The following is a 14,286-nucleotide window of genomic DNA, read 5'->3' as shown; positions in this document are numbered from 1 at the left end:
GCAGAACCTGACGATTGTCGCGTGTTCAGTTGTTCACTCTCTAACCCTTGCCGGGCTTTTGTTGTTCGACGAGCCAACAACTCAGGTTCGCCCCCCAAACCGCAAGCGAACCTTGAATCAGGAATTACTTATTCGGCAGTCACCAGGCTCGGCGAACCGAGATTGGCCAGACGCACGCTGTTTTGCACTTGGGTGATTTCACCCTGCGAACCGATTGGTCCCAGGCGAACCCGATGCAGCGTCTGTTGATTGCGCACGATCGAGCTGATGAACACCGGAGCGCTCACCATCCCGCTCAGCTTCGATCTCAGGAGTTCTGCAGCGTCCGGGTTGGCGAACGCGCCCACCTGCAGATACTGGCCAGAGGCTGGTACAGAAGCGTTTTTTTTTGTATCAATCTGCACCGGCACAACGGCCGCGGCGTGTTGCTGCGGCGGTGGCGTCCATTGCTCGACGGTGCCGGCCGAAGCCGTAATCACCGGTGCGCTATTTTGCGCGACTTGTGGCTCGTTGAGCATCAACGGTGCTGGCCGGCCTTTTGCCGCCCACCACTCTTGCGGGTCGATGCCTTCAACCTTGACCCGTGCAGTACCAATCTCGGCATAGCCGAGTTTCTTGGCTGCCGCATAGGACAAGTCGATGATGCGATCCGAATAGAACGGCCCACGGTCGTTGACCCGCAGGATCACGCTCTTGTTGTTGTCCAGGTTGGTCACCCGAACGTAACTCGGTAACGGCAGGGTCTTGTGTGCGGCACTCATGCCGTACAGGTCATACACTTCACCGTTGGCGGTGTTCTGACCATGAAACTTGGTGCCGTACCAGGACGCCGTGCCCGAAGCGACATAGCGCTTGGATTCGGCCAGCGGAAAGTAGGTCTTGCCCAGCACGGTATACGGGTTGGCCTTGTACGGGCCGGTGTGCAGGGTCGGCGTGGCGTCGGGAATGCGCGAGATGTCCACATCCCACCACGGCGCACCGTCTTTATGGGCACGGTTGATATCCAGGCCCGGCGTAGCGCGTACCGCGGTCGTGTATTTCTGTTGCGGCGCACGGCTGGTCGAACAACTGACCACGAGCAACGTCAAAGCGGCGAAAGCCAGCAGCTTCAGGGGTTTGCGGATTGGCGATGCCAGCATTACTTGACGCCCCGTGCTTGGACCAGCATTTCAGACAACTGATGTACCGCCATGGCGTACATCACGCTGCGGTTATAACGCGTAATCGCGTAAAAATTCTTCAGACCCATCCAGTATTCTGGACCATTGTCACCTTCCAGGCGGAAAGCGGTGACCGGCATATCATCGCGCAGCGCATCATGACTCGACCAGCCCAACGCCCGCAACTCCCCGACGGTTTTCGTCGGCTCGATACCGGTGGTCAAACCGTCGTCGACCTGATCGCCGCGCACATCGGCCCGGCTGACCACCGGTTGACCGGCCTCCCAGCCGTGACGCTTGAAATAGCTGGCAACGCTGCCGATGGCATCGTCCGGATTGGTCCAGATGTTGATGTGGCCATTACCGTCGAAATCCACCGCATAGGCACGAAAACTGCTCGGCATGAACTGCGGCAAGCCCATCGCGCCGGCGTACGAGCCCTTGAGCGTCAGCGGGTCGAGCTGCTCTTCGCGGGCCAGCAGCAGGAACTCGCGCAATTCCTTACGGAAAAACTCAGCACGTGGAGGGTAGTCGAAACTGAGGGTCGACAAGGCGTCGATCACCCGATAATTGCCGGTATTTCGGCCGAAAAAGGTTTCAACGCCGATGATCGAGACGATTACCTGAGCCGGAACACCGTACTCCTGCTCGGCGCGGGCCAGCGCCGCTTCGTGTTGACGCCAGAAGTCCACGCCCCGGGCGATCCGCGCATCGGTCAGGAACATCGGGCGATATTCCTTCCATTGCTTGACCCGCTCGGCAGGTTTGGAGATCGCGTCGAGAATCGATTGTTTGCGCTCGGCTTCGCGGAACACGCCCATCAGCTGTTCGCCAGCGAAACCATAGTCGCGGGTCATTTCACCGACGAATTCAGCCACTTGGGGCGAGCCTTCATAATCGCCGGCCAGCGCTTCCTGCGCTGCACCAAGGATGCTTACCAGGCTGACCCACGGAGCGTATCGAGTCGCCCAGCCACGCATTACTTGCATTGAAATCTTCACCTTATTCAAACCTGTGCGATCCACTTACGATGGGTATGGATCGACATCAAAACCCCAAACGCTGACAGCAGCGTCACCAGCGAAGTTCCGCCGTAGCTAATGAACGGCAACGGCACCCCCACCACCGGCAACAGGCCACTGACCATACCGATGTTGACGAAAACGTAAACAAAAAACGTCATGGTCAGGCTGCCGGCCAGCAATTTGCCGAACAATGTCTGCGCCTGAGCGGTAATCACCAGCCCACGGCCAATCAACAGCAGGTAGATCAGCAGCAAGGCGCAAATGCCCACCAGACCGAACTCTTCGCCCATCACCGCAATGATGAAGTCGGTGTGGCTTTCCGGCAGGAAGTCCAGGTGCGACTGGGTGCCCAGCAACCAGCCCTTGCCAAATACGCCGCCGGAACCGATGGCGGCCTTGGACTGAATGATGTTCCAGCCAGTGCCAAGCGGATCGCTCTCCGGGTCGAGGAAGGTCAGGATCCGCTGCTTCTGGTAGTCATGCATGATGAAGAACCACATGGCGACGGCCACCGGCACGGCCGCAGCGACCACGCTGAGGATCCAGCGCCAGCGCAGGCCACCCATGAACAGCACGAACGCACCGCCGGCCAGAATCAGCAGCGAAGTGCCGAGGTCCGGCTGACGGACGATCAATATGAACGGCAACCCAATCAGGAACAGACTGACCCCGACGTGCTTGAGTTGCGGCGGCAACGTGCGCTTGGACAGGTACCAGGCAATGGTTGCCGGCATCAGGATCTTCATGAATTCCGAGGGCTGGAAGCGAATCACCCCGGGAATGTTGATCCAGCGCGTGGCGCCCATGGCGTTGTGGCCCATCACGTCCACCACCACCAGCAAGATCACCCCGAGCACATAACCCAGCGGCACCCAACGCGCCATGAAACGCGGCTCGAACTGGGCGATGACGATCATCGACACCAGGCCGATACCGAACGACGTCGCTTGTTTGGCCAGCAGGTCCCAGCTCTTGCCACTGGCCGAATACAGCACGAACAGGCTGCCGGCCGCGAGGATCAGCAGCAGGATCAGCAAGGGACCGTCGATGTGCATGCGTTGCAACAGCGTCGCGCGGCGACGCATCACATCCTCACTGGAGAGGATGCGATCAAAATTACTCTTCACGGGCCGTAGCCTCCGCGCTGATAGGGCTGTCGAACTCGGCCTTGAGTCGGCCGTCCGGGCCCAGGAGCCAGGCATCCATGACTTGCCGCACCACTGGCGCCGCGACACCGGAACCGGACTCACCGTTCTCGACCATCACCGCCACGGTGATTTTCGGGTTGTCGGCCGGCGCAAAGCCGACGAACAAGGCGTGGTCGCGGTGGCGCTCCTGAACCTTGGAGCGGTCGTACTTCTCGCCCTGCTTGATCGCGACCACCTGGGCGGTACCCGACTTACCGGCAATCCGGTATTGCGAGCCGATCGCCGCCTTACGCGCGGTGCCGCGGGCACCGTGCATCACTTGCTGCATGCCGTGGTTGACCTTGGTCCAGTCCGACGCATCACGCAGAACGATGTCTGGCATCGGGTTCGGGTCCAACGGTTTCTCGCCTTCGATGGTTTTCGCCAGGTGCGGACGGTTCCACTTGCCCTTGTTGGCGACCAGCGCGGTGGCCTGGGCCAACTGCAACGGGGTGGACTGCATGTAGCCCTGGCCAATCCCCAGAATCAGCGTTTCACCCGGGAACCAAGCCTGACGACGGGTTGCGCGTTTCCACTCGCGGGACGGCATCAGTCCCGGCGATTCTTCGAACATGTCCAGCGAGACCTTCTGGCCGATGCCGAACTTGCCCATGTACGCCGACAACCGATCAATCCCCAGCTTGTGCGCCAGGTCATAGAAGTAGGTGTCGTTGGAACGCATGATCGCCGTGTCCAGATCCACATAGCCGTCGCCGGTGCGGTTCCAGTTACGGTATTTGTGATCGTAGTTGGGCAGCATGTAGTAACCGGGGTCGAAAACCCGGGTCGAAGCGGTCACCACGCCAGAGTCCAGCCCGGCAATCGCCACGGCCGGCTTGATGGTCGAACCCGGTGGATACAGACCGCGCAGCACGCGGTTGAACAGTGGCCGGTCGATCGAGTCACGCAATTCGGCATAGGCCTTGAAGCTGATGCCGGTCACGAACAGGTTAGGGTCGAAACTCGGCTGACTGACCATCGCCAGCACTTCGCCGGTGTTCGGGTCCAGCGCCACCACCGCCCCTCGGCGCCCGCCCAATGCGGTTTCGGCGGCTTCCTGCAATTTGATGTCCAGGCTCAGGACGATGTCCTTGCCAGGAATCGGATCGGTACGCTTGAGCACCCGCAGCACGCGGCCACGGGCGTTGGTCTCGACTTCTTCGTAACCGACCTGACCGTGCAATTCAGGCTCGTAGAAGCGCTCGATGCCGGTTTTGCCAATTTGATGGGTGCCGCTGTAAGCCACCGGATCCAGACTCTTGAGCTCTTTTTCGTTGATCCGCCCCATATAACCGACCGAGTGCGCAAAATGCGCGCCCTGCGGATAGTGACGCACCAGTTGCGCAACCACTTCGACGCCCGGCAGGCGGAACTGATTCACCGCGATCCGGGCGATCTGCTCTTCCGTCAGCTCGAACAGGATCGGCACTGGCTCAAACGGTCGGCGCCCCTGCTTCATGCGCTTTTCGAAGACCGCCCGGTCTTCAGGCGTCAGTTGCAGCACTTCAACGATCACATCGAGCACTTGCTTCCAGTCACCCGAACGCTCGCGGGTCATGCTCAGGCTGAAGCTGGGCCGGTTATCGGCCACCACCACACCATTACGGTCGTAGATCAAGCCGCGAGTCGGCGGAATCGGCTGAACATGGACCCGGTTGTTTTCCGACAGCGTCGAGTGGTACTCGTACTGAATCACTTGCAGGAAATACAACCGCGCGATCAGCACGCCGATCAGCGTGACCACCGCAATTGCCCCGAACACGACCCGGCCGCGCACCAGACGGGCGTCTTTCTCGTGGTCCTTGATGCGGATCGGCTGAGACATGAGGGCGCTGAACTACTTGTGGTAAGGGTGCCCGGACAGCACTGTCCAGGCGCGATACAGCTGTTCACCAATCAGAATCCGCACCAGCGGGTGCGGCAAGGTCAGTGGCGACAGCGACCAGCGCTGATCAGCCCGTGCACAGACTTCCGGCGCCAGCCCTTCGGGGCCGCCGACCATGAAATTCACCGTGCGCGAGTCCAGTCGCCAGCGATCCAGTTCGACCGCCAGTTGCTCGGTGCTCCAGGGCTTGCCATGAACTTCGAGGGTAACGATGCGCTCGTTCGGGCCGACCTTGGCCAGCATGGCTTCGCCTTCCTGGCGGATGAAGCGCGCCACGTCAGCGTTCTTGCCACGGGTGTTGAGCGGTATTTCCACCAGTTCCAGCGCCAGCTCGGAAGGAAGACGCTTGGCATATTCATGCCAGCCTTCTTCCACCCATTTGGGCATGCGTGAACCGACGGCGATCAGACGCAGTCGCACAGCGAACCCTTATTGCTGGTCTTTGTTGAGCTTGGTGAAATGCTCGTGACCGACTTCAGGGCTGTGGTGCTTGCCATCGGTGGCACGGCTCAGTTCGGCACCTTCCCACAGACGCTCCAGGTCGTAGAACTGGCGGGCCGAGGCGGTCATCATGTGTACGATGACATCGTCCATGTCCAGCAGCACCCAGTCACTGTCGCCCTTGCCTTCTTCACCCAGTGGCTTGACGCCTTGGGCCTTGACCGCCTCGCGGACCTTATCCAGCATCGCGCCGATCTGGCGGTTGGAAGTACCTGTCGCGATGATCATGAAGTCAGTGATGCTCTGCTTTTCACGAACGTCGATCACCAGAATGTCCTGGGCCTTGACGTCTTCCAGGGCCGCTACGGCGACCTTGACCAGCTCTTCGCCAAGGAGAGGCAAGCCGGTTACAGCCGTTTCTGGCAGCGGGGCGCTTTTGAATGTGCCTTTGCGCTTTACTTTAGTTACGTCTTTGTTCGTCATATAAAACTCGTTTTGCTCGTATGTTCGGGCGCTTCGGTACACGCGTTCACGTGCTTTGAAGCGCGCCTTTTTCAGTTCGACGCACGGTAAAGTCCGTGCGCATCGATGTAGGCCAGGACCGCGTCGGGCACCAGGAAACGTACCGACTTACCGCTGGCCAGCAGTTGACGGATCTGGGTGGCGGATACCGCGAGCGGCGTCTGCCAGACGAATGCAATCTGTCCGCTCGGCCCTTTGAGGGCCAACGGGTCGCTCACCGAGCGCGCTGCCAGCAGGTTGCGCAAGGCATCCGGCGGTTCGCTGTCGGCATCCGGGCGTTGCAGCACCAGGATGTGGCAATGCTGGAGCAACTCTTCCCAGCGGTGCCAAGTGGGCAGGCCGCAAAATGCGTCCCAGCCCAAAAGTAGAAACAACTGGTCGTCAGCGGCGAGTTCCGCGCGCATCAGCTCCAGGGTATCGATGGTGTAGGACGGCTTGTCGCGCTTGAGCTCGCGGTCGTCCACCACCAATGGGGCCACACCGGCCACCGCGCATTCGACCATCGCCAGACGGTCCTGCGCCGAGACCTGCGGCGTGTCCCGATGCGGCGGCCTGGCGCTAGGCGTCAGGCGCAACTCGTCGAGGGTCAGTTCCTCAGCCACTTCCAGTGCGCCGCGCAAATGGCCGACGTGCACCGGATCGAAGGTCCCGCCCAGGACGCCAATGCGCCGAGGGCCGGGTTCGCTGGCAGTCACTGCGGCGCTCTGGCCGAGATCGCCCAAGTCAGACCGGCTCCTGGCCGCGCAACTGGCCATCACCAACCACGATGTACTTCTCGCAGGTCAGACCTTCGAGGCCCACCGGGCCGCGGGCGTGCAGCTTATCAGTAGAAATGCCAATCTCGGCACCCAATCCGTATTCGAAGCCATCGGCGAAGCACGTCGGCGTGTTGATCATCACCGAAGCCGAATCGACTTCAGCCACGAAACGCCGGGTTTCACCCTGGTGTTCGCTGACGATCGAGTCAGTGTGGTGCGAGCCGTAATGGTTGATGTGCTCGATCGCCTGGTCCAGGCCGTCGACCACCAGGATCGACAGAATCGGCGCCAGGTATTCGGTGCTCCAGTCTTCTTCAGTCGCGGCCACGACGTCGATGATCGCCTGGGTGCGTTCGCAACCGCGCAGTTCGACGCCTTTTTCGCGGAACTGTTCAGCCATCGCCGGCAGGAATTCCCTGGCGACCGCTTGATCGACCAACAGGGTTTCCATGGCGCCGCAGATGCCGTAACGGTAAGTCTTGGCGTTGAACGCAATGCGCTGGGCTTTCGGCAACTCGGCGTGGGCACTGACATAGACGTGGCAGATGCCGTCCAGGTGTTTGATCACCGGCACGCGAGCGTCGCGGCTGACCCGTTCGATCAGGCCCTTGCCACCGCGCGGTACGATCACGTCGACGTACTCGGGCATGGTGATCAGTGCGCCAACAGCGGCGCGGTCGGTGGTTTCGACCACTTGCACCACCGCAGCCGGCAAACCGGCTTCAGCCAGGCCGCGCTGAATGCAGGCGGCAATGGCACGGTTGGAATGAATGGCCTCGGAACCACCGCGCAGGATGGTTGCGTTGCCCGACTTCAGGCACAGGCTCGCGGCATCGATGGTCACGTTCGGCCGCGACTCATAGATGATCCCGACCACGCCCAGAGGCACGCGCATCTTGCCGACCTGAATACCCGACGGCCGGTAACTCATGTCGCGGATCGCGCCGACCGGGTCGGGCAGCGCTGCTACCTGACGCAAACCGACGATCATGCCGTCGATGCGTGCGGGGGTCAGGGCCAGACGTTCGAGCATGGCCGGCTCAAGCCCATTGGCCCGGCCAGCGGCCAGGTCAAGTTCATTGGCGGCGGTCAACTCGGCGCGAGCGTTATCCAAAGCGTTGGCGGCAGCCAGCAGGGCGCGGTTTTTCTGCCCGGTACTGGCACGGCCGATCACGCGGGAAGCGTCGCGGGCAGCGCGACCCAAACGGGTCATGTAGTCAAGAACGGACTCAGTCATGGTCTCTGTGGTCTTGGCAAAGAGGAAAGCGGCAGATTATAGCTGTCGCGCGCTCCTACTAACAGCAGTGACGGGCGGATGGTCGAAATGGGCAGTGTTCAGCCTCGATTAAGTCCGCAGTTGTTATCATTCCGTCATATTTACCTGATCTCTTCGGCCGCCATGTCTATTTTGACCGCAGCGAAACTGCCAAAAGCCCTGCCCGACAGCTTTTTCAACCGTGATGCTCAGCTGCTTGCGTGTGAATTGCTGGGCAAAGTGATCCGCCATCGGGTCGGTGATCTGTGGCTTTCGGCGCGGATTATCGAGACCGAAGCCTATTACTGCGAAGAAAAAGGCAGCCACGCCTCCCTCGGCTACACAGAAAAACGTAAGGCTTTGTTTCTGGATGGCGGCCACATCTATATGTATTACGCCCGCGGCGGTGATTCGCTGAACTTCAGTGCCCATGGGCCGGGTAATGCGGTGCTGATCAAATCGGCCTACCCCTGGGTCGATGAAATCTCCGGCCCGGCGAGCCTGGCGCAGATGCTGCTGAACAATCCCGACGCCAGCGGTCGACCGCGCCCCTCGCAGAAGCTCTGCGCTGGACAGACCTTGCTGTGCAAGGCGCTGGGGCTGAAAGTGCCGACCTGGGATGCCAAGCGCTTCGATCATGAAGTGCTGCTTGTCGAAGACGTTGGCACACCACCCGCGCATGTCATCCAGACCACACGCCTGGGCATTCCCCACGGCCGCGACGGACACCTGATGTACCGCTTCGTCGACAGCGCCTACGCGCCCTACTGCACCCGGAACCCTCTGCGACGCGGCCAGGTCGAAGACCGCGACTATTTTCTGCTTCCCTGAATGGCGCTGCGGCCAGCAGTAAAAACACCCACTGTGGGAGCGAGCTTGCTCGCGATAGCGGTGTAACAGCCAGCATCAACGCTGAATGTTAATCCGTCATCGCGAGCAAGCTCGCTCCCACAGTTCATTTGATGATCTGATGGAGTTGTATGTATGGGCCCATGGCTCGATAGTCTGACCGTCTGGTTGACGGCAAATCCGCAATGGCTGGCGGTGGCGATATTCATAGTGGCCTGCGTTGAATGCCTGGCAATTGTCGGGTTGATCGTGCCCGGCATAGTGTTGCTGTTTGCCATCACCGCGTTGGCCGGCAGCGGCGCGCTGTCGCTGGGTGAAACGCTGCTGCTGGGCTTCCTCGGCGGCGTGTTCGGCGATTTGCTGTCGTATTTCCTGGGCCGACACTTCCACCAGAACATTCGGCGGTTGCCGGGGCTGCGCCACCATCCGGAATGGATCAACGGCGCCGAAAGCTATTTCCAGCGCTATGGCATCGCGAGCTTGCTGGTCGGGCGCTTTATCGGCCCGTTGCGCCCGATGTTGCCGATGGTGGCCGGGATGTTCGACATGCCGTTCCCACGTTTCTTTGCCGTCAGCTTGCTGGCGGGTGCCGGCTGGTCGGTGGCCTATCTGCTGCCGGGCTGGGCCACGGGGGCGGCGATTCGCTTGCCGCTGCCCGAAGGATTCTGGCCACAGGCCGGGCTGGTGGTCGGTAGCATTGCGGTGCTGGTAGGCCTGAGCATCAACAGCAGCGTGCGCGCTCATCGCCAGGCCACCGCACTGATCGCCGGCCTTAGCCTGGTGATACTCGGTGGGCTGTTTATTGGCTACCCACATCTGAACGCCTTCGATCAGGGCTTAATGACGCTGGTACAGGAGCACCGCAGCCCGCTGCTGGATGAAGTCGCGGTGATGTTCACCCTGGTCGGCGAGTTCAAAAACATGTTGGTGATCAGCGCCGCGCTGACGATCCTGCTGCTGGTCACGCGGCAATGGCGGCACATGATCTTCGCCGGCAGCACGCTGCTGATCACCGCGCTGGCGAACACCGGAACCAAGAACCTGTTCGCCCGGATGCGCCCGGAAGTACTGACCGACCCACTGACCAGCTACAGCATGCCCAGTGGTCATTCGTCAGGTTCGTTTGTGTTGTTCCTGACCCTGGCGGTACTGGCCGGCCGAGGCCAGCCAACGCGCATGCGCCTGACCTGGCTATTGCTCGGTTGCTTGCCGGCTGCGTCCATCGCCATGTCGCGGGTTTATCTCGGCGCGCACTGGCCAACCGATGTACTGGCCGGCGCCATGCTGGCCGCCTGCGTGTGTGCGGCCAGCCTGTGGGTAAGTCAGCGCCAGGTACCCTTGAACGCAATGCCACCCAAAGTCTGGTGGCTGGTACTACCGACGGTGGTGGCGTTGTTCGGGTTCTTTGCTTTGTGGCATTTACCTCACGCCATGTTGCGTTACTCGTACTGATGGCGAAGAGCTCGCCCAGTGACTACAACGCCAACAAAAACAATCAAGACCTACGATCACGACGGGGTGATACATGGCATTGTCCAACGTACTAGACAAACAATGATACTTCATAAAAGCCTGACCTCGGCCCTACCAACTTACACATATCAACCCCAAGAAAAAGCCCGACCGAACACATGAAATAACGAAAACCATACATATATACCTCTGCCCCGGCAGCCCTCTCAATAACACTCATTGAACGCCAACATGACAACCAAAAAACCGATTCACATATACATTGAGAAAGAGATCTTTAAATCATGCCCACACCGTTCACATCCACCCGACAACCTATAACACCGCTGAAAAACATCCGTCTCACTGACATCGCCCCCTCTCCCTCTACACAACCGGACTTATCCAACACCGAAGGTTCGCGGCGTCAGTCAAGACTGACGGTCCAGGATCAACAACATGGCCCGGTGCGCATTGGCGAATTCACCATCAGTCGTCAGGACTTGTATGAAATGGGGGCCCGGCTCAATGGCAGGGTAATCAGTGCCGGCGACCCAATCACACTTGCGCCCGACCAGACATTCGTAGACGCCCTGCAATTTGATCCGGCCAAGGTCGAGGGCCGGCTGCAATCCCCTCAACATAGCGACGCCTGCGCAGGGTTACTGTTTGAACTGGGCGTGCTGCGCTCGGCCAGCGCCCAATCCTTGCTCACCGCATCGTCATCCGACCTGTCGGTTTCCATGCAAAGCCTTGGCAAACTGCTGGACTCCGCCCAACAGCTGTCACTGAGCGCCAACCCTCTGCCTGACAATTTGCCGAGCTGGGTCGACAGAATAAAAAGTCGGGGCATGACCAGCATGGGCGTCGGGCTGCAAGGCTATGGTATCTACAGCGGCATCATGGGAACCGCCGAGGCCCTGAAGAAGGGAGATCTGGCTGAGGCCGCCATCAATGTGGGCGGTATCGGTGCCGAAGTGACCTCACTGTTCGCCGAGAAAGGTCTGGAGAGTATCGGCAGAAACATGATTCTCAATGGCGGCAAGGTGTTTGCGGGTTTCAGCGCGACCAGCGCCGGCAAGCTGCTGGCACGAGGTGCCGGGCTGCTTGCCAGCGTCCTCACGCTTCCGTTTGATATCTACACTGCCATCAAATCGTTCACGGATGCTGCCAACGCAACAGGGAAACAAGCTCAGGATCACTACTTCAGCGCTGGGCTAAGCCTGACCAGCGCGGGACTGAGCCTGGCCCTGGGAGTAGCGGCGCTGGCCGGCTTCAGCGCCGCCGGCCCAATCGGCATCGCAGCCGCCGCGGTGTTAATACTCGGCGCAAGAATCTACAGCGCCGCCCGTCAGGTCGATGACATCGACGATTACATCACCCTGAGCACCCACGAACGCTGGCGTTCAGGCTGGTTCGCTTTCACCGGGCAAGCACTGGATCAAGACATCCTCGACCGCTTCCTGGTCGCCAAAACCGACACCCATTATGGCGAGCTACTGAAAAAGACCGCCCGCGGCTGGCTGGACAACGAACTCAAGGACAGCGTCGAAGCGGTCGTTTTGGGCAACTATCGTATTGAGTTGCAACCGGCTAAGCACTGGAAACATCAGTGGGACACTGCCGCTGGCGAAAGCCCCTACACCGAGGCAAAAGAACCCGGGATCAGAGAAACCGACGACGCGTTCGACGCGAGTGAAGGCATCAGCCGTATTCCAGGGGTCATCCTCGGGAACTCGGGTGAGAACAAGGCCATTCTCTGGCAACTGGGAGGCGGCGATGACACGGTTGTGGGGGTCAGGGACAAGCCCAACCAGTTCAGCTACGGCGCAGGCAAAAAAAACCTCACGGGAGGCGACAAGGACGATCACTTCAGCTTTCGGATAACCGCCGACACTCTCCAGCCAACCGATCTGTCGGGCAGCCTTCTGCGCGGTGGCGACGGCAATGACACATTGCAACTGGAAGGAAACGTCTCTCGCGACAAGCCCCATCAAGGTGCGCGCATCGATCTGCAAACAGGACAGTTGAGCCTGCGCGCCAGTCCCGACAGTGCTCCACTGCTACTTGAGTCCATCGAGACGGTCGAAACCCTGGCCGGCACCGCGAACCTGGTCACAGGCAGCTCGCAGTCGGACCGGATCGTGCTGCGCGGGAGCGCAGACAGTGCCGACGCAGCCGCGGGCGCCGACACGATTGCGATACGGGGTTTCAATTGCCGGGTCGATGGTGGCCCCGGCGAAGATCACTACATCATTGCCGACGAGACCGGCGCGACCACGCTGATCGAAGATGGCCAGGACCCAAGTCTGATAGACCTGGATTGGGCGTTCGAACGTATTCAGAGCTGGCGGATCGAAGGGACCTCACTGGTGCTGGAGACATTGCGTGGCATCGATGGCGAACTGCCGGAAACCACTGTCACCGTCATCGGCGTCTATCGACAGACAGCCGACAAACGCTACGTGCAGAACGACAAACTGGTGTTTCGCACCAAAGACCTTTACTCGCTCAAACCTGACTTGCCGCAACAGCTCGATGGTCACGACACTATCACCGTCAACGCAATCATCCTGGCGGTGGGCCAGCGCACGGCGTCACCACAACTGCTGAAAGGTGGGGACTACGCGGTATCCAGCGAACCGCACTCCGGTTACTTCGTCTATCGGCATTTGGCTTCAAGCGTATTGGACGTCCAGCATGAAAACGACTCAACAGTCAGCACACTTTATCTGGACTACGACAGCCAGCAAATAGAAGCCATCGAAGCCTCCTACACGGTCAGTTCGACGCGAACCGGAAATTTCGACTACCTGCGTTACAAGGATATCGACCTGACGCTGCGCTTCACGGACCAAAAGTGCCTGACCTTGAAAAACATGGCCCGAAATCGCCCGACCGTCGGAAGCAATGTCGGCGCAAGCCTGATCGCGTCGGGACTCATGCTCAGGCATAACTTTGTCCTGGTTATGCGTGACGGAATTTCCTGCCGGGTCCAGCCACCGCAGTATTCATATATCGACGATCACCGTAACCCGGGTCGTAAAACGGTGCAGTCGAGCCGGTCGCTGGTTTACCGTTCGGGTCGCTACCTGATGAAACAACCGTCCTCTCACCCCGCCATCGTGCTCAAACCGCAAGCGCAGCGGGTGGACATCGACCCCGTGATTCAGTCCGGTGTGCATGTGCTGGAGGGTCAAGCGGCGGCCTACGAGCTCTATCCTGCCGCAGACACGATTCTCAGGCTGACCACGTCCGCAGCGATTGCCAACTCACAGGGAACCTCTACCTGGAACATCCATACGCAACACTTGAGTGATCCGATCGGCCGCGAGCACATCAGGCTGAGCGACACGCAGCTATGGATCGGCCACATCATCATTCTGCTGCCCAATAATGATGAAGCCGCTGACGCCCCGATGGAAACGGTGCGCGTCTTCACGTCCTCCGGCCACCGCTACGACGTCGAGCAGGAATTTGCGCTGGTGCATCTGGCGCAGCTCAATGCTCAGGCCTATGCCAGTGTCGAAGCCATCGAGGAGGACATCAGGCAGCATCACCAAGGCAATCAGCCGATGGCCGAACTGGTGCTCATCCGGCACTTGCACTTCAGTGCCGACACAACAAAAACCGTTTATTACGACAGTGTCGCCCAGGACTGGACCCTCGAAGGTGACTGGTCGCGCAAGTTGCACAACGAAGACATGTCTATCGCACCGACTCCCGTTGTCGAGGCCGCGGTTGATCACTGA

11 protein-coding genes are annotated in these 14,286 nt (G+C 60.0%); 3 read left to right on the top strand and 8 right to left on the bottom strand.

The annotated features are described in order from the left end of the window. Nucleotides 1-128 precede the first annotated feature (128 nt). The 8 genes from BK659_RS02125 to BK659_RS02090 form a co-directional block, all read right to left on the bottom strand. Nucleotides 129-1,139, bottom strand: coding sequence for a septal ring lytic transglycosylase RlpA family protein (locus BK659_RS02125; RefSeq protein ID WP_123423503.1), 1,011 nt, complete (start codon nt 1,137-1,139; stop codon nt 129-131). After that, nucleotides 1,139-2,149 (bottom strand): lytic murein transglycosylase B, encoded by a 1,011-nt coding sequence (mltB, locus tag BK659_RS02120; protein WP_123423502.1) that lies wholly within the window; start codon nt 2,147-2,149, stop codon nt 1,139-1,141. The genes BK659_RS02125 and mltB overlap by 1 nt, the downstream gene beginning before the upstream one ends. A 17-nt stretch (nt 2,150-2,166) precedes the next feature. After that, on the bottom strand, nt 2,167-3,270 hold the full coding sequence (gene rodA, locus BK659_RS02115) for a rod shape-determining protein RodA (RefSeq protein WP_123423501.1): 1,104 nt from the start codon (nt 3,268-3,270) through the stop codon (nt 2,167-2,169). A 31-nt stretch (nt 3,271-3,301) separates the two neighbouring features. Next, nucleotides 3,302-5,197: a penicillin-binding protein 2 gene (gene mrdA / locus BK659_RS02110; protein WP_123423500.1), complete on the bottom strand. Its 1,896-nt coding sequence runs from the start codon at nt 5,195-5,197 to the stop codon at nt 3,302-3,304. A gap of 12 nt (nt 5,198-5,209) precedes the next feature. After that, nucleotides 5,210-5,677, bottom strand: coding sequence for a 23S rRNA (pseudouridine(1915)-N(3))-methyltransferase RlmH (gene rlmH / locus BK659_RS02105; protein ID WP_003185785.1), 468 nt, complete (start codon nt 5,675-5,677; stop codon nt 5,210-5,212). Between the two features lie 9 nt (nt 5,678-5,686). Further along, nucleotides 5,687-6,181, bottom strand: coding sequence for a ribosome silencing factor (rsfS, locus tag BK659_RS02100; RefSeq protein WP_123423499.1), 495 nt, complete (start codon nt 6,179-6,181; stop codon nt 5,687-5,689). A 71-nt stretch (nt 6,182-6,252) separates the two neighbouring features. Then, nucleotides 6,253-6,975: a nicotinate-nucleotide adenylyltransferase gene (gene nadD / locus BK659_RS02095; RefSeq protein WP_259740203.1), complete on the bottom strand. Its 723-nt coding sequence runs from the start codon at nt 6,973-6,975 to the stop codon at nt 6,253-6,255. Next, nucleotides 6,944-8,215, bottom strand: a complete 1,272-nt coding sequence (locus BK659_RS02090; RefSeq protein WP_123423497.1) for a glutamate-5-semialdehyde dehydrogenase — start codon at nt 8,213-8,215, stop codon at nt 6,944-6,946. Before BK659_RS02090 ends, nadD begins: the two co-directional genes overlap by 32 nt. A gap of 162 nt (nt 8,216-8,377) precedes the next feature. Between BK659_RS02090 and BK659_RS02085 the strand changes: the two genes are divergently transcribed. From BK659_RS02085 to BK659_RS02070, 3 genes are all read left to right on the top strand, one after another. After that, a complete protein-coding gene (locus tag BK659_RS02085) occupies nt 8,378-9,064 on the top strand; it encodes a DNA-3-methyladenine glycosylase (protein ID WP_123423658.1) in 687 nt (228 codons plus the stop codon). A gap of 153 nt (nt 9,065-9,217) precedes the next feature. Next, nucleotides 9,218-10,534: a bifunctional DedA family/phosphatase PAP2 family protein gene (locus BK659_RS02075; RefSeq protein ID WP_123423496.1), complete on the top strand. Its 1,317-nt coding sequence runs from the start codon at nt 9,218-9,220 to the stop codon at nt 10,532-10,534. A gap of 305 nt (nt 10,535-10,839) precedes the next feature. After that, entirely contained in the window at nt 10,840-14,286 is a 3,447-nt protein-coding gene (locus BK659_RS02070; protein WP_148050413.1) for a calcium-binding protein, read from the top strand.

Source organism: Pseudomonas brassicacearum (assembly GCF_003732225.1).
In the GTDB taxonomy this organism is placed as follows: domain Bacteria; phylum Pseudomonadota; class Gammaproteobacteria; order Pseudomonadales; family Pseudomonadaceae; genus Aquipseudomonas; species Aquipseudomonas brassicacearum_E.
Note: the sequence above shows the minus strand (reverse complement) of the source record. Positions and strands in the feature narration are given on the sequence as shown.